The organism is Vibrio sp. Y20_XG_PY13 (assembly GCF_024181925.1).
Classification (GTDB): domain Bacteria; phylum Pseudomonadota; class Gammaproteobacteria; order Enterobacterales; family Vibrionaceae; genus Vibrio; species Vibrio parahaemolyticus.
Genome location: NZ_JAMZAL010000001.1, coordinates 650,888 through 666,202, shown reverse-complemented (window position 1 = coordinate 666,202; position 15,315 = coordinate 650,888). Strand labels below are relative to the sequence as shown.

Genomic DNA, 15,315 nt, shown 5'->3' with positions numbered 1-15,315 from the left:
GTAAAATACTGGTTTTTTATGTTATTCATTTCAAAGGCTGAATTTAATTACTTTCATTTGTTACAAATCTGCAACAAAGTTGGGCTGTGAAATTTGACAAACAAAGCTAAAGTATTTGAGTGTCGTAGATTTATTTGTTGCAGAAAGATAACTTCTTCCCAATCAGACGGAATCAAGGTAGGGTGGCAGTCAATTGAAGAAGTTTGGATTCCAACGTGCCTTAGCGGCGTTAATTCGAACCTAGTGTGGCTCAGTGTTTAGATGGCTACACAGGCTTTGAATGACGGGGGAGTGCAACACTTAGAATTCAGATTGGAGAAGTTATGTACCACGTTCACGTTTACTTTCCTTTGCAACAATTGGAAAAAGCACAAGCTCTGAATGAGATCATCCGCCAAGAGCGTCAAGATGTGTTGCGCGTGTATCCATTGGTCGACAGATTAGTCGGCCCGCACAAGATGCCGATGTTTGAAATGCACCTTGAGTCGATCAGTGAAGAGTTTTTGGCTTGGTTAGATACCATTCGTGGGGATTTTTCTGTGCTTATTCACCCGGTCAGCGAACGAGAACTGCGTGATCACACAGAGAGCGCGATTTGGTTAGGTCGCGAACTAGGTGTTTTCGAAGAAAAGCTAGAAAATTAACGATTTTTGCCCAAATGGCATAGACGTATGACGTCGATATCATTTGGGCGCGTTCCCTCTCTTCCTATTTCCTTCCCTGCAATCCATCCCGTAGTGTGCTAGACCTAAAGGTGTGCCTTCGCACGTTTAAAACCGTTAGCGTGCTCGTTTTTAAAACGAACATTACTCGCTGAGTAAACATATAAGATAGAAAAATCATCGCAATTCTAATTGCTTAGAGAGGCTTAAATACGCGTTAAACCATGTGTGACGTTAGCGATGACGATGACAATTAGGGAAGTGCAGTTTACGACCTCAATAGCAACGGCAGTGGCACAGACATTTCTAAGGGGGGAGTATGTTGACGATACTGTTGATTGCATTGGCGCTGTATATTTTCTGGCTACTGTTTCGAAATGGCCCTGCATTTGCCGAGCGACTCCCAGACCACAAACGCAATTGGGTTGGCCCCACCGCTAATCAAGAAGAATTGCGCGGCTATTGTGCGGACGTATTTCAACCTTTTAGTTCCCGCACGACTTTCTATGCTATTGCCTATTTTGCCAATTATATTGCGGTGGCGAATGCGATCTCTTGGTCCATCGTCTACGAAGGCAATTATCCTGTTATGATGAGCCGTTTCGGCAGCTACTTTATTGTTAGTACGCACGACGCCATGCTGGTAGCTGGATTTGTTTCTCTGGCTTTTTTTATCATTAACTGGCAATTGGCGATGCACTGCGCGAGTTTACTCAGCCAATATTTAGTGCGAATCCTCATCATCAATCGCACGCGTTTTGTCGCCATGAGTTTAGTGTTCAGCAGCTATTTTGCTTACTTGTTAAAGATAGGAATTTTTTGGCTGTTTCACGACACGTACTCAATTTGGCAAGGATTGAAACTCACGCCTGCTTTTCTTTTATTAGCGTTATTGTTAGCCGTCGTGTTACCTGCCATGAAAAAAGAAACGTCCGAAAGCGAATAAGCGAGAATCGCTCTACCGTTTGAGTAGTAATTCATGTGCCATTGAGTTAGCATTGCCGACCTTTTTTTCGTCAGTGGGAGGACTCATGTATATTGGCTTTGACTATGGCACTGCAAACTGTTCAGTGGCAAAAATGGAATCAGGCGAGCCTGTTTTGCTAAATCTTGAAGGGGATAGCCCGTTCATTCCTTCCACCCTTGCAGCTCCGACTCGTGAGTCGGTGTCTGAGCATCTGTTTCGTCACCGTGACATCAAACCGTTTGATCAAGTTGGAGAGCAGGTACTGCGCCGCGCAATCAACTTGAACCGAGAAGAGAGCATCGAGCTGGAGCCAGAAGACATCGCGTTTGGTCAGGCAGCGTTGAACCGCTATTTAGAAGATCCACGCGATATCTATTACGTGAAGTCACCAAAGTCGTTTCTTGGTGCATCTGGCTTGCGTGATGTTCAGCTGAGCTTCTTTGAAGATCTGGTTTGCGCCATGATGGACAACATCAAAGCTCAGGCGGAAAATCATGCTCAACAAAGTATTACGGATGCGGTGATTGGTCGCCCAATCAACTTTCATGGTCGTGGTGGAGAAACGGCGAACATTCAAGCGGAGAATATTTTGCTTCGCGCTGCGAAGCGTGCCGGTTTTCAAAATATCGAATTTCAGTTTGAGCCCGTCGCCGCTGGATTAGAATACGAGGCGACGCTTAGCGAAGACAAACTGATTTTGGTGGTGGATATCGGTGGTGGTACAACCGACTGTTCTTTGATTCAGATGGGGCCATCTTGGCGAGGAAAAGCAGACAGAACGGCAAGTTTGTTGGCTCACAGTGGTCAGCGTGTCGGCGGTAACGATCTGGATATCGCGTTGGCTTTCAAACAGTTGATGTTCCCGTTTGGGATGGAAAGCAAGATGGAGTCGGGCATTGTGATGCCGACGACTCAGTTTTGGAATCCGATTGCTATCAATAACGTTGAAGCGCAAAACGACTTTTACTCACGTGAGAACTTAGCGGCGTTAAAACTGTTGCAGAAACAGGCGCAAGAGCCAGAAAAACTAGCGCGCTTGCTTGAGGTTTATCACGAATCATTAGGCTACAGCATTGTCCGCCGTGCAGAAGAAGCGAAGGTGGCACTCTCTGATCAAACGGCTTACCGTACTGGCATCAACTTATTGTCGGAGCTGATTGAAGTGGACGTTCAGCGCGATGAGATGATTGAAGCGATTGAATCACCAAAGAACAAGATGACGGCGCTGGTAACAGAAGCTGTTGAGCAAGCAGGCATAAAACCGGATGCGATCTTTATGACTGGTGGTTCCGCTCGTTCGCCGATTTTACGTGACGCGGTACAAACCGTGTTGCCAAATATTCCTGTCGTCAGCGGTAACTATTTTGGTTCGGTAACCGCAGGCTTGGCACGCTGGGCGGACGTTTGCTTTAAGTGACCTTTAGTTCTGAGCGAGTTACTGATGTCACGCGCTAAATAGAACCTTTTTCTAATAAAAGAGCCCGGCAGTATGACCGGGCTCTTTTGCATGAAATGAAAGGAGCTTAGTGGTGCATGTGTTTTTCCATATGACCTTTCTTTTCCACCGCCATTTCAACATCGATTTTGCCTGCGTTTTTGAACGTCAGCGTCATTGGGAAGCTATCGCCTTCTTGCAATGTTTGCGTTGGGTTGAAGATCATTAAGTGGAAGCTGCCTGGCTTAAATACCACGGTTTCGTGTGCCGCTACACGCACTTCATCGATTTTTATCATCTTCATTACACCGTCTTCGTTCGCGTGAGTGTGGATCTCCACGCGACCAGCGATTGGGCTTTCTGCTGCGATCAACGCGTCTTCCGTATCCCCATGGTTGGTCAGCTGAAAGAATCCGCCAATAACAGGAGCATTTGGCGGCGCTTCACGACTCCAAGGATGATCGATGTGAATTTTTCCGGTTTCGTAATCGTGAGCAAGGCTCATAGGGCTAGCAATGAGAGCGATAAGTGACAAAGTGGCGATTTTCATTTGTTTAAGCATGTGTATTTTCCTTTTAAATAGAATGACTTCCCGAGCAAATGCTCAATGGGATAATTGTTATTATTGTGAGCCTGAGTTCTTAAAGAACCATTAGGCAGGAAAAACACAAGGAGGGGATTGCTTTGGTGCGATATGCTGGTAAACCAATCTGCCGCATTGAGCAAAATGGTAGGGCGTGAGCGCGTGTTTAACGCGGCGTAACCACTGAATGGTAGCAAGATAAAGCCCAACCGCGACAAGCAAGAAAAATTGCACGGCTTGCAGCAGTGGACATTCAAACTGGAAACCATCGTGTAGCTTCAAGTTATCAATAAATTCGGAAGAAGGTTGAGCGTTTGCAGCGATGAGTGTATTGATATCGACCCACTTAAAACCTTCAGCGGTACAGAGCAACACTTTTTCATTCTGAACTTTGTTAAGCCAGCTTTTATTGTGCACTTGCGTGGGATTGAGCGCCGCAGTGGAGGCCAAATACAGCTGAAACAGTACCGCGAAAATAACCGCAATAGCGGCGACGCGTTGTTTCCTAGGTTGTATTTGAGTGGTTTCCATACGATTTGATATCTGACTGATTCGGCGCAGGATACTAACAAATAACCTTAAAAATGTAACTGCAAGATTTCCAAAAAGTGATGCAAGTGTATTTTATTTGTGTGCATTACCCACCGCGCGAAAATGTGCAAAAGGAAAAAACAGGTGAGTCGTGAACCCAAGGCCATTAACGACGGGCGATAGCGAAAATTGACTGGCGAGTTAGTGTGCAAAATTTGAGGGATAACGGATCAAACTGAACACTGATTCTACACTTGTTTTACGTTAACGGAATTATGACAGTAATTTAATAAAGGATACGGTATTCTCTTGCTCCTTTGTGTATTCCTGAGCGTTTCTTGCTGTGGCAAGAGAGGCGTCATCTTAAGAAATTTCTCCAATGAAATACGAACAACAGATCGAATTTCGATACCCTAAAGGTCGATTCGCGATGGTGAGTGTTTATACATTCACAGGCGCCGCTATTTTAGCGTCGACGATTTTTTCTCTATTGCTATTTTTGTCAATTGACGACAACCCAATGATGCAGGCGCTGTTTGGTGGTTTGGCCATCATCTTTGAAGCTGGCAAATTTTATGCGTGGTATGAATACGGCGAGCGTCGCGCCCACAGAAATTACGGCGGGGCAATTACGGCCTTGGTGTTTTACTCTGTGCTTGCTGCTATCTCTATTGGCGGCAGTATCGGCGGCATCAACAGCGCGACTAACAGCGCACAAAGCCATATTTCTGTCGAGCAAGCAAAAATCGAAGCGTTTAACCGCCAGATTGCGTCTATCGATAAACAGATCGAGCTGAACAACATCGCGGCGCAGAAGTATATCGAGATGGAGCGCATCGCAACGGGGGTTACGCGAATTCAGGAGCAAAACAAAACCCTGCGTGAAGAGCAGCAGAAATTGGCGATGGAGCGAGACAGCTTGCCTCCTGTAACGCAAGGCTCGGTCATCGGTCTGATCGATAGCCTTGCAAATGCGTTCGGTACGACATCGCAACAAGCTCAGTTATGGCTGGTGGTGTTCTTATCCATCCTGCTCGATTTCTTTGCGGCGTTTTTTGTTGGCTTGATTGGTGAAGAACAACGTTTCCGTCATTATTACCGTCGCTACGCAGGCATGACCGTGGCATCAATTCGCGATATTGACCCAGAGCCAGCGGGTTATCTTCCACACATTAAGGATGAAGATGAACCTGCCATTGAGCAAAAAATTGAAGAACCGGAAGAGCCAAAAACACTGCTAGAACAGGTGAGCGATGCCCTTAAAACTCATCAAATCACGTGTACGAAAAAAGCGGTAGCGAAGCAATTTAGACTTTCTGCGGAAGAGGTAGACAAAGTCTTCGAAGAGCTTGCAGAGCTTGGGCTGGTGGGTAAAAAAGCCAACCACCATTACCATTGGATTGGTCAAGCTGAAGCCGCTTAATGGTCTAGACTCAGTAAATATTTAAAGAGCGTCGATGGGCGCTCTTTTTTTATTTTCAGCCCTAAAGCACCTATTTCAGTAGGTGATAATTTACTTGGTTTCATCGTCTTAATGGAAGGGGTACAATCCATCTGAGATTGTTATCAATAGTAATTGTCTGGATGAATAAGCAAACTGGCTTAGTCTTTGAGTTGCTCATTTGTCCGGATTCGCATCCTTCCTAGCGCAGAGAAAAACGCATGAAAATCAGCCCTTATCCGACTGGTCGCTTCAAAAACTATCTAGAACAGAAAAGTGCCGCGTTTCGTGATCTCATCTATCAGTGCCAAGTAAACACTCGTTATTTTGATGCAGGCGAAGCCATTTTGCGCCAAGGCGAGCAACTTCAGTACCTGTATATCGTGCCTGTTGGACGTGTTTCTATGAGCATTTTGGCCGCCAATGGGCGACGTTTCCAACTAGGGGAGGCGAACTGCGATTACCACATTTATGGCGAAATGGAGTACTTTACTCAAACCCCTTGCCAGTGGAATGTGGTGGCTGATGAGCACATGCAAGTCGATGTCATTTGCATTCAGAAACTGACCGAAGCACTACAGCAGCACCCTGAGATGATGGTGTTTTTTGCCTCTGCACTGGCAGAAGACTATCAGGACTCAATGGATATCTATACTAACCGTTTGCTGCATCCCATCACTTACAACATTGCCTATGATCTTCTCGTCCGTAATCAGACGGATACGCTGCTTGGTGGCTTTGACAAAGTGAACCAAGAGGCGGAACGATTTGGTACGTCAGGCCGAGTTTATCGACGTGCGGTCAAAGATCTTATCGATAAAGGACTCATTGCAAAAACCGACAATGGCTTAGCGATTCTTGATGAAATGGCGTTAAAAGCGTTCATCGATTCGCACGAATAATTCAATTCGGGATTGCAATGATTACCATTCATAAGTGCTTGAAATGGTTTAATCTAAAATCACTGTAATGAATGTAAAGTCGTATAAATCTTGTTGAATGCTTTTGAGAGTAACGCTATATTGCGAACGCGCATGATAATAGATCTCATTAAGGCTCAACAAAATGAAAAAACTCGTCAGTGCGGCTGTTTTCTCGCTGCTAACCATTTCTCCATCTTTTGCTGCTAACGTTGTTATTGACCATTACATGGGAAAAACCGAGCTAGAACAATCACCTAAGCGCGTGGTTGTGATTGGTTTTGGTCCTTTAGATGCGTTGGATAACTTCGGGATTGACCCTGTAGCTGTGTCAAACGCATCTCATCTTCCGAGCTACCTTTCTAAGTACAGCAAAGAGAATTACACATCTGCAGGCAGTTTGTTTGAGCCTGACTTTGAAGCTATTTATATGCAAAAACCAGATCTGATCTTGGTTGGCCCGCGTGGCTCTGCGAAATATGAAGAGCTAAGTGAAATTGCCCCAACGGTTGTGTTTGCAGCTAAAGAAGGCGAAGGCTATTGGGAAGGCACGCAGGCTCAATGGCGTAACATTGGCAAAATCTTCAATATTGAAGACAAAGTCGAGCAAAAGATTGAAACATTGGATGCTCAATTTAAAGCGATTCGCGACTACAACCAAACGAACAATAACGATGCACTAACGATTTTGAGCATCGGTGACAACATCAGTGCCTTTGGTGCGAAGTCCCGCTTCGGTGCGATTTACAATGACTTTGGTTTCATTGAAACGGTAAAAAACATCAAGACTGGTACACACGGTGACGTGATTTCTTACGAGTTTATCCGTGAAGCTGATCCGAAAAACATTTTGGTGATCGACCGTAATTCGCTGCATGCGAAGCCGAGCCAAGACCTTCGTAAGTCGATGGACAATGATTTGGTGAAAGCGACGACGGCATACAAGAACCAAAAAATTACGTTCTTGGATGTAGATGCGTGGTACTTGGCTATGTCAGGCGTGACTGCGACAGAAAAAATGGTCAACGAGATCAAAAACACCGTCGATCTTTAAGCCCGGCTAGCAGAGGTTAACTTTGAAAAAGTTATTGCTAACCCTTGTGGTTTTAAGCACGGTTTCGTTGTTTGTTGGGGTGGCTGATATGACGCCCCAACAATTGTTTTCAGGCGATGCAAAAGCGTTAGAGCTTTTCTTTACTAGCCGTATTCCTCGTTTGTTCGCGATTTTGCTTGCTGGGGCAGGGCTGAGTATCGCTGGCCTTGTGATGCAGCAGATCAGCCAAAACCGTTTTGCTGCGCCTTCGACCACGGGGACAATCGAGTGTGCCATGTTGGGCTACGTAATGAGCGTGGTGTTCTTTGGCGATGGAGATCATCTTTGGTTGGTGTTTGGTATCTCCGTGCTCGGAACGCTCACGTTTGTACATTTCATCCAACGTATCCAATTCAAAAGTGTGGTGTTTGTACCGCTTGTCGGGATCATTTTCGGTAACGTTATTGAATCGATGACCACGTTCATCGCCTACAAGTACGATGCGCTCCAAAGCCTGAGTGCTTGGTCGGTCGCGAACTTCGCCAACATTTTGCGGGGGGATTTTGAACTGCTCTACATTGCGGTTCCGATGGTGATTCTCAGTTACTTGTTTGCCGCAAGAATCTCTGCGGTCGGTATTGGTAAAGACTTTGCCGTGAACTTGGGTTTGAACTATCAGCAAGTGGTTACTATTGGCGTGCTGTTGGTGTCCATCATGTCCGCAAGTGTGGTGATGATAGTTGGTCAGCTGCCGTTTCTTGGCCTTATTGTGCCGAACCTTGTCAGTCATTTTTACGGTGATAACCTGAAGAAAAACATTCCTTTAACCGCCATGTATGGTGCCATATTGGTACTCGGCTGTGATTTGGTGAGTCGTTTGATCATCTTCCCTCATGAAATGCCAATTTCCATTGTGATCAGCATTTTAGGTGGCGTGGTATTCATTGCGATGTTGCTAAGAGGTAAGCAGCATGCGTGATTCAACCAAAATCGTTTTGCTTGGTGTTATCGCTCTGGTGTTTGCCTTTTTGTTTATCGGCATTGGCTTGAACGCAGACAACTACCAGTACTTTCTTTCGCGACGCGTACCCAAAGTGTTGGCGATTGTATTAGCTGGCGTGGCGATTGCTCAGTCATCTATGGTATTTCAGACCATTACGCATAACCGGATATTGACGCCAAGCATTATGGGCTTTGATGCTTTGTACGTGCTCACGCAAGTGTTGATCGTATTGTTGTTTGGTGGGTTGAGTACATTAGTGTTGAATATCTACGTCAACTTCACCATCGCGGCATGCATCATGGTGGCGTTTTCACTGCTTTTGTTTGGCTTCTATTTCTCCAAAGGCAGCCGAAATTTGATCACCTTATTGTTGGTCGGTTTGATATTTGGTCAGCTATTTTCCAATGTTGCGTCTTTTTTCTCGCTATTGATGGATCCCAATACGTTCGCTTTCGTGCAGTCCAAACTGTATGCAAGCTTTAACAACGTAAAGGTTAATCTCGTGTACTTCAGTGCGCCGATGTTGATATTGGCTTGCTGGTTATTGTTTCGTATGCATCGTACATTGGATGTGTTTTGGCTAGATCAAGACAACGCGAAAAGCTTGGGTGTTGATGTGCCGAAAGTGACCCGCAACGTCTTCATCCTTTCTGCGGTTTTGATTGCAATTTCTACCGCTTTGGTTGGCCCAATTATGTTCTTTGGTTTGCTTGTGACCAACTTGAGCCGTGAGATGTTTCATTCCTATCAACATAAAACATTGTTGATAGGCTGTTCACTATTGGCCATTAGCTCATTGCTTTCAGGGCAGTGGATCATTGAAAACGTATTTAATTTTGAGACAACGCTAAGCGTGGTCATTAACTTCCTTGGCGGCATTTGTTTCTTGTATCTGCTGTTGAAAAACAAAGTCGTATAAACATGATAGTCATAGAGAAACTAACGAAAGCATTTGGTTCGAGTAAAGTCATTGATAGCGCGGATACTCAGTTCGAAAAAGGTAAAGTGACGTCAATCATTGGCCCAAATGGAGCTGGCAAGAGTACCTTACTCTCCATGGCTTCTCGCCTAACAGAGCGAGACGGTGGTAGCGTCATCATCGACTGTAAAGAGATCGCTGAGTGGGATACTAAAGAGCTGGCGAAAAGGCTTGCTGTGCTTCGCCAAGCGAACTCAATCACGATGCGATTTACCGTGAAAGAACTGGTCTCTTTTGGTCGCTTCCCTTATTCAAAAGGCAATCTTACCAAAGACGATCATGCTGTCATTGCACAAGCCATTGATTACTTAGACCTGCAAGACATTCAAGATAAATACTTGGATGAGTTGAGTGGTGGTCAGCGCCAGTTGGCGTTTATCGCCATGGTGATTGCTCAGGATACGGACTACGTTTTCTTAGATGAACCGCTGAACAACTTGGATATCAAGCACTCATTGCAGATCATGAAGGTGATTCAAAGGCTTGCTCATGACATGAACAAAGCAATGGTGGTTGTGATTCACGATATCAACTTTGCAGCCTGTTATTCCGATGTCATTCTGGCGCTTAAACAAGGTAAAGTGGTGGCAAGTGGCGCGGTTGAAGAGGTGATTCAGGCAACAACATTGGAAGACATCTACGAAACACCATTTAACATCATTGAGTTAAATGGCAGGCGCATGTGCACTTACCATTAATCTGAACCAACTTGTTGCCTTTAACGAACTGCAATAGATAGGCGAGCTTACTTAGTGAGCTCGTCTATGATTGGACAGCGACTTTTTGCATCGCCAGGACAAGCCGATACCCAACCTTCCAACTGTTTTTTGATTTCCATCAGGTGAGCAATTTTCTCTTCTACTTCGCGCAGTTTATCCATCGTTCTTTCTTTCACTTCGCTGCTTTTACGGTTTGGATTATGCGCAAGCTGGACGAACTCTTTACATTCTTGAAGTGAAAATCCTGCGTTTTTTGCTCGTGAAACTAAGTTAAGTTCTTGAATATGATTATCTGAATACTCGCGATAGCCAGAATCACTGCGTGCTGGTGGAGAGATGATCCCTTTGTCTTCATACAAACGAATCGACTTTGATGACAGTCCAGTTAGCTTCGCGACAGCGCCAATATTCATGTTTAACCTCCACATTCGAGATAACGCCGATGCCGTTAATTGTCGTTGTGTATCAGCGCGTTAAACATATTGGTTTCTACGCAGCGTTTGATTTGCAACCCGATGGCATTGGCTTGATGTTTAACGCGAGTATATACTCATGTCGCTGACGATATATACCCCCAAAGTACCTAAGTAGGCTGGATAGACGCATTGTTGAGCGTTCCCGTCACTCTTTTACGATCTCATGGGGCGGCACACCGAACACTTTTTTAAACGCATTAGTGAAATTAGAAGGGTGGTGATAGCCCGCTTCGTACGCGGCTTCAGTAATCGACACTAAACCACGCTCCAAATGTACTCTTGCGATCTCAAGACGACGATAACGGACATAGCCATTCACTGTCATATTGAGTGACTGTTTAAAGCGGCGTTGTAGGTTAGACACACTCATCGAGAATACCTCTGCAATGTGTTCGAGGCTCAACTCTTGTTCAAGGTGCGTTTCGATATAGCTGACAATGTTTTCCACGCGTGAATCACTATGACGTTCGGAGATTTTATCTCGGTAACAGTTGGTGTTTTGAGGGCAAAAATCCTGTGGCATTTGTTGTGTAGCGTGAAACAGAATTTGATAAATCAAACTTTCGATTTCGAGCTTGTCTTGGAAACGATGCGGTGTATCCCGGTTGGTGAGTTCGGTGGTAAGAATAGTTAACGCCTGATTAAGCTCTAGGTGGTAAAAGGCTTGGTGCGTTTCAAAGAAGGCAGTACTGCAACACGATTCTTCCGTACGGGACTCTAACCATTGCGGCTTTACAAGAATATTAATCTTGTTGATCTGATTGTTTTCAATAAGCGAACGACGAAAGTTAGCAGGATGAATGAGATTCACCACCACGCCTTGAGGTGTATCACAGGCATCGAGATCGAACTGTAGATCGTCGTAGCCGAAAGAGAGTTTTCCTTCGAGAAGAATGGTTATCAACAACGAAGCGTGCGCGGTAGAGACGATATTGGAGTCAACCAATTCAATGCAGCGCCCACCATGCACAAAAATCTGGTCATTGTATTGATAAGACAAAAACTTCCCTTCAGCCAGTTGGGTCTGGCATGGTTGCCCTTGCGTCACAATTAACTGCTTTTCCGTGGCTTCCAGTTTTTGGGTCATAGCTATTTTGCCAAGTTTAGTTCGTTTGGCGGTGACTTCCTGCATTTGACGTTTCCTCATAACACTTGTGCGATTTCGCATAACTGAATCGCCTTTGTATTTATAAAACACCTGCTTATTATACCTGAGAATTATTATCATTAATATTTAGGAATGTACTTATGGAAAGCCCAGCTTGCTCATCAATCAAGCTTTCAAGCCTTTGCCTTGCAGTGGGAATGGCCTTGGCAAATCCCGTTTTAGCTCAAGAATCTGACTCTCATTTCGAAGAAGTCGTAGTATGGGGAACGAAAGTTTCCAGCAATACCGAATCGATGTTCGCGGACGATATGTCATTAAAGCAGGCCGATCATATGTCGGATCTACTGCGTGATATCCCGGGCGTTGATGTGGGTGGCACTCACTCAGTCAACCAGCGCATCACGATTCGCGGCTTGGGTGAGACTGACTTGGATATCCGTCTGAATGGCGCGTCACAACACGCGAGTATGTTCCACCACATCGGTAACTTGACGCTGAACCCCGATATTCTAAAGTCGGCAGATATCCAAGTGGGTAACAACTCAGTGACGCAAAATGGGTTGGGTGGTTCGGTGTATTTTGAAACCAAAGACGCACGTGATTTGCTTCGTTACGATGAAACTTTTGGCGCGCGTGTATACGGTGGTTTTGCATCTAACGACAACCAACAAGGCTCTTTAACGTTATACGGTTTGCTGTCAGAAAACGTAGATGCAATGGTTTATGGCCACTATGTGACGCGTGACGATTTCAAAGATGGAAACGGTGATAAGACGTTCGGCTCGGCAGGGGACGTTTACAACATTCTTGCGAAGCTTGGTTACGAGTTTAATGACATTCACCGCTTCGAACTTTCCTACGATATGTACCGTGACAGCGGCGATTACAGTCCGCGCCCTGATATGGCAGGTAGTGCAAACAATGGCTTGTCGAGCAAGTTGCTGATCCCAACGGATTACGATCGCGATACCGTCACGCTCAGTTACGAGCTAAGAGGCGAGCAGCACCAAGGTAACGTGACGCTTTACAACACCGAAACCGAAATCAAACGTGATGAAACGGTTATGGCACCGCGTTGGCCTTCGAACCGCTTGTCAAAGAACACGGCTAAGAACCAAAACCTCGGCTTAAATGCGAAATTCCAATCGGATTTTGCTCTCGCTCAGTTTGATAACCGAGTGACTTATGGCTTTGACTACATGGATAAGACGTCATCTAGTTACTACGGCAGTAGCAAGTTTATGGATGAATCGGCTGTTTCAACGGCGCTGTTTGTTGAAGATCAGTTCTTCTTTTCGGATGCCTTCTTTATTACTGCGGGTCTGCGTTTTGATGATTACAAACGTAAAGCGGAAACAGGCACAAGCAATTTTGATGACGTGACTTGGGCATTGGCTGCAGAGTGGGCGGTGACACAAGACTGGACGCTGTTTGCGAGCTCGCGTTCCCTGTTTAAGGGCCCAGAGTTGATGGAAACGTTCATCGCGTATCAAGACGTTGCGTACCTCGATGAAGGCATGAAGGCGGAAACGGGCCAAAACACCCAAGGTGGCCTGCGTTTCAACAAGACGTTAGATAAACACTTCTTCGGTGCCAATGTGACGGTTTTCCAAACAAACATTGATGATTACATTGCTGATAAATACCAAGATGCGACTCAAACCTACCTGATTTACAACATCGGTGACGTTGAGATCAAAGGTTTTGAAGCCAGTGCGTCCTACGGGTATGACAAATTCAACAGTAAGCTTTCTTACTCGCAGTCTGATACCAAAAACAAGAACACTGGTGGCCCAGTCGCAGGTGGAAATGGTCGCAGTATCGACATGGGTGACAGCATTGCTTTAACGCTGGATTACCAATCTGATTCGCTAGAAACCATCTTTGGTTGGACATCCATGTTTGTACTTGAAGAAGACAATGTGTTTGATGGTCAGCCTGCTAAAGATAGCTACGATGTGCATAATCTGTACGCTCAGTGGGTGCCGTCAAACGTTGATGGCTTATCGGTAACGTTCGGTATCGATAATATCTTCGATGAGGTTTACACATCACATGCGTCACGTTCGGGCACGGTACGCGGCTTCACGCTAGATGATTACGAACCAGGTCGCAATTTCAAGCTTTCAGCGGCTTACCAATTCTAAAACCTATTCATAAGGCTCTCGAGAGAGAGCCTTTTTCCACGAATAAGCAAAGTGACAATATGATCAAAGAAACGACCCAGATTGAAAGTGAACATGTGAGCAAATACTTAGTGACGCTATGCCGACATTTCGCACGTAAAGTGCCTGCAACGTGGGATGAACAAAGTGGCTTGGTAACATTCCCTGCTGGAAAGGCAGAATTCAGTTTGAATGGGCTGTGCCTCATTATTGCGTGTGAAGCGGATTCTGAAAAGCAGTTGGAGCAAGTGAAGGGCATTATCGAATCGCATGTCGAAATGTTTTCACGTAGAGAGACGCTCGAGCTTGATTGGATTCGATAAAAACGAATTTTAGACAATAAAAAAGCCCGCAGTGTATGACTTGCGGGCCTTTCAAAATACGAGTTTTATTGGGCTTTTTCAGGCTCTAGGCTTTTTTTTTCCTGCTGCATTTTAGCTAGGAAGTACACGTTAACACATGCAATAAAGCCGTTTGTTAGCACTACTGGCCACGAATCAATCATCAGTCCGTAAGCAGTGAACAGTGCACAGCCGATAAAGTTAAGGATACGAAGCTTAACAATATCTTTCATAGTTAGCGAAATTGCGACCATGATTGAAGCTGCGTAGCCTAAAATCTCAACCATATTCATTTCCATTATTTGACCCTCTTTAAATCTGCCGAATTTGTCGGTACCAATTCTTCTCATCTTGAGATTAGCGAGGAAGCTCCATGCCTCGAATGGTCTTTATTTTTGTATTGGCCGTACTATATCAATGGAAAAACCGTGATGAAAGCCTCAAATCAAGGTTAAGAGAAGGTTAGCGATTACGCAAACGTTTAGGGAGAAAATTACTGATAACTTTACTTATTATGTTGATTGATAATAACGATGGGATTGATAGCTCAAACGCAGTTGAATATATGGGCATATTATCCTAATGTTGCAAATGAGAATTATTTTTATTTGTGTCGTTTTTATGATGTATTTTTCTGCTAGTTTGGTTGTTTTGTGCGCTGTTGCGCTTCGGACAAAACCTAATTCATGGTGTGTAGGTTTGCACATGGCTTTACACATGATGTTAGCCCTGTTTTTCCAACCTATTTATCTCGTTCAGTATCTAATTGTGACGTTCTTTTCTTCTCCTTTACTAATAAAGTTATCAACTCGCTCAAGTCTCTACAGTATTTTGTTTGCGTTTTTACCACTTTTGATCGCAACTGGCAGTATCGCTTTTAGTTAAGTGACTTTGATAACTCCGTTTTTTATCAGACCGACTACACTTGTTTAGAAATAAGTGACGCATTTCA

The 15,315-nt window shown here is 44.8% G+C and carries 16 protein-coding genes; 11 read left to right on the top strand and 5 right to left on the bottom strand.

Going from position 1 to position 15,315, the window contains the following annotated elements; genetic code table 11:
- Positions 1-323: 323 nt before the first annotated feature.
- The 3 genes from NL646_RS02885 to yegD all read left to right on the top strand — a co-directional run bounded on the left by NL646_RS02885 (position 324) and on the right by yegD (position 3,046).
- Positions 324-644, top strand: coding sequence for a DOPA 4,5-dioxygenase family protein (locus tag NL646_RS02885; protein WP_005455725.1), 321 nt, complete (start codon positions 324-326; stop codon positions 642-644).
- Positions 645-981: 337 nt separating this feature from the next.
- A complete protein-coding gene (locus tag NL646_RS02880; RefSeq protein ID WP_253663820.1) occupies positions 982-1,608 on the top strand; it encodes a hypothetical protein in 627 nt (208 codons plus the stop codon).
- An 85-nt stretch (positions 1,609-1,693) separates the two neighbouring features.
- The gene (gene yegD / locus NL646_RS02875; protein WP_253663819.1) at positions 1,694-3,046 is read left to right on the top strand and encodes a molecular chaperone; all 1,353 of its coding nucleotides are present in this window, start codon (positions 1,694-1,696) and stop codon (positions 3,044-3,046) included.
- Between the two features lie 106 nt (positions 3,047-3,152).
- Here the strand turns inward: yegD and NL646_RS02870 are convergent, their stop codons facing one another.
- A complete protein-coding gene (locus tag NL646_RS02870) occupies positions 3,153-3,626 on the bottom strand; it encodes a copper chaperone PCu(A)C (RefSeq protein ID WP_253663818.1) in 474 nt (157 codons plus the stop codon).
- 90 nt (positions 3,627-3,716) lie between these two features.
- On the bottom strand, positions 3,717-4,178 hold the full coding sequence (locus tag NL646_RS02865) for a hypothetical protein (RefSeq protein WP_025499212.1): 462 nt from the start codon (positions 4,176-4,178) through the stop codon (positions 3,717-3,719).
- Between the two features lie 379 nt (positions 4,179-4,557).
- On the opposite strand from NL646_RS02865, the gene NL646_RS02860 reads away from it, so the two are divergent.
- From NL646_RS02860 to vctC, 6 genes are all read left to right on the top strand, one after another.
- Positions 4,558-5,601, top strand: coding sequence for a hypothetical protein (locus NL646_RS02860; RefSeq protein ID WP_025524608.1), 1,044 nt, complete (start codon positions 4,558-4,560; stop codon positions 5,599-5,601).
- 239 nt (positions 5,602-5,840) lie between these two features.
- Positions 5,841-6,521: a Crp/Fnr family transcriptional regulator gene (locus NL646_RS02855; RefSeq protein WP_005455737.1), complete on the top strand. Its 681-nt coding sequence runs from the start codon at positions 5,841-5,843 to the stop codon at positions 6,519-6,521.
- Positions 6,522-6,684: 163 nt separating this feature from the next.
- Positions 6,685-7,593, top strand: coding sequence for a siderophore ABC transporter substrate-binding protein (locus NL646_RS02850; RefSeq protein WP_005487329.1), 909 nt, complete (start codon positions 6,685-6,687; stop codon positions 7,591-7,593).
- A 22-nt stretch (positions 7,594-7,615) separates the two neighbouring features.
- A complete protein-coding gene (gene vctD, locus NL646_RS02845; protein WP_005482134.1) occupies positions 7,616-8,551 on the top strand; it encodes an iron chelate uptake ABC transporter permease subunit VctD in 936 nt (311 codons plus the stop codon).
- Positions 8,544-9,494 (top strand): iron chelate uptake ABC transporter permease subunit VctG, encoded by a 951-nt coding sequence (vctG, locus tag NL646_RS02840; protein WP_253663817.1) that lies wholly within the window; start codon positions 8,544-8,546, stop codon positions 9,492-9,494. The genes vctD and vctG overlap by 8 nt, the downstream gene beginning before the upstream one ends.
- A 2-nt stretch (positions 9,495-9,496) precedes the next feature.
- Positions 9,497-10,252, top strand: coding sequence for an iron chelate ABC transporter ATP-binding protein VctC (gene vctC / locus NL646_RS02835; protein ID WP_253663816.1), 756 nt, complete (start codon positions 9,497-9,499; stop codon positions 10,250-10,252).
- A 47-nt stretch (positions 10,253-10,299) separates the two neighbouring features.
- Here the strand turns inward: vctC and cueR are convergent, their stop codons facing one another.
- Both cueR and NL646_RS02825 read right to left on the bottom strand, forming a co-directional pair.
- Positions 10,300-10,686: a Cu(I)-responsive transcriptional regulator gene (gene cueR / locus NL646_RS02830; protein ID WP_005486235.1), complete on the bottom strand. Its 387-nt coding sequence runs from the start codon at positions 10,684-10,686 to the stop codon at positions 10,300-10,302.
- A gap of 208 nt (positions 10,687-10,894) precedes the next feature.
- Positions 10,895-11,881 (bottom strand): helix-turn-helix domain-containing protein, encoded by a 987-nt coding sequence (locus tag NL646_RS02825; protein ID WP_063518067.1) that lies wholly within the window; start codon positions 11,879-11,881, stop codon positions 10,895-10,897.
- A gap of 116 nt (positions 11,882-11,997) precedes the next feature.
- Between NL646_RS02825 and NL646_RS02820 the strand changes: the two genes are divergently transcribed.
- Together NL646_RS02820 and NL646_RS02815 are read left to right on the top strand one after the other, a co-directional pair.
- Complete coding sequence (locus NL646_RS02820) at positions 11,998-14,004, top strand: TonB-dependent siderophore receptor (RefSeq protein WP_253663815.1); 2,007 nt, start codon at positions 11,998-12,000, stop codon at positions 14,002-14,004.
- Between the two features lie 59 nt (positions 14,005-14,063).
- Positions 14,064-14,345, top strand: a complete 282-nt coding sequence (locus NL646_RS02815) for a DUF2218 domain-containing protein (RefSeq protein WP_025522308.1) — start codon at positions 14,064-14,066, stop codon at positions 14,343-14,345.
- 65 nt (positions 14,346-14,410) lie between these two features.
- On the opposite strand, the gene NL646_RS02810 is transcribed toward NL646_RS02815, so the two are convergent.
- Positions 14,411-14,662 carry a YgjV family protein gene (locus tag NL646_RS02810; RefSeq protein WP_005454365.1) on the bottom strand — a complete coding sequence of 84 codons (252 nt, stop codon included), beginning with the start codon at positions 14,660-14,662 and terminating at the stop codon, positions 14,411-14,413.
- Positions 14,663-15,315 lie beyond the last annotated feature (653 nt).

Bases quoted from the DNA above. Each gene is read 5' to 3' on its own strand.
- NL646_RS02885 (WP_005455725.1), top strand. From the start codon at position 324: ATGTACCACGTTCACGTTTACTTTCCTTTGCAACAATTGGAAAAAGCA.
- NL646_RS02880 (WP_253663820.1), top strand. From the start codon at position 982: ATGTTGACGATACTGTTGATTGCATTGGCGCTGTATATTTTCTGGCTA.
- yegD (WP_253663819.1), top strand. From the start codon at position 1,694: ATGTATATTGGCTTTGACTATGGCACTGCAAACTGTTCAGTGGCAAAA.
- NL646_RS02870 (WP_253663818.1), bottom strand. From the start codon at position 3,626: ATGCTTAAACAAATGAAAATCGCCACTTTGTCACTTATCGCTCTCATT.
- NL646_RS02865 (WP_025499212.1), bottom strand. From the start codon at position 4,178: ATGGAAACCACTCAAATACAACCTAGGAAACAACGCGTCGCCGCTATT.
- NL646_RS02860 (WP_025524608.1), top strand. From the start codon at position 4,558: ATGAAATACGAACAACAGATCGAATTTCGATACCCTAAAGGTCGATTC.
- NL646_RS02855 (WP_005455737.1), top strand. From the start codon at position 5,841: ATGAAAATCAGCCCTTATCCGACTGGTCGCTTCAAAAACTATCTAGAA.
- NL646_RS02850 (WP_005487329.1), top strand. From the start codon at position 6,685: ATGAAAAAACTCGTCAGTGCGGCTGTTTTCTCGCTGCTAACCATTTCT.
- vctG (WP_253663817.1), top strand. From the start codon at position 8,544: ATGCGTGATTCAACCAAAATCGTTTTGCTTGGTGTTATCGCTCTGGTG.
- vctC (WP_253663816.1), top strand. From the start codon at position 9,497: ATGATAGTCATAGAGAAACTAACGAAAGCATTTGGTTCGAGTAAAGTC.
- cueR (WP_005486235.1), bottom strand. From the start codon at position 10,686: ATGAATATTGGCGCTGTCGCGAAGCTAACTGGACTGTCATCAAAGTCG.
- NL646_RS02825 (WP_063518067.1), bottom strand. From the start codon at position 11,881: ATGCAGGAAGTCACCGCCAAACGAACTAAACTTGGCAAAATAGCTATG.
- NL646_RS02820 (WP_253663815.1), top strand. From the start codon at position 11,998: ATGGAAAGCCCAGCTTGCTCATCAATCAAGCTTTCAAGCCTTTGCCTT.
- NL646_RS02815 (WP_025522308.1), top strand. From the start codon at position 14,064: ATGATCAAAGAAACGACCCAGATTGAAAGTGAACATGTGAGCAAATAC.
- NL646_RS02810 (WP_005454365.1), bottom strand. From the start codon at position 14,662: ATGGAAATGAATATGGTTGAGATTTTAGGCTACGCAGCTTCAATCATG.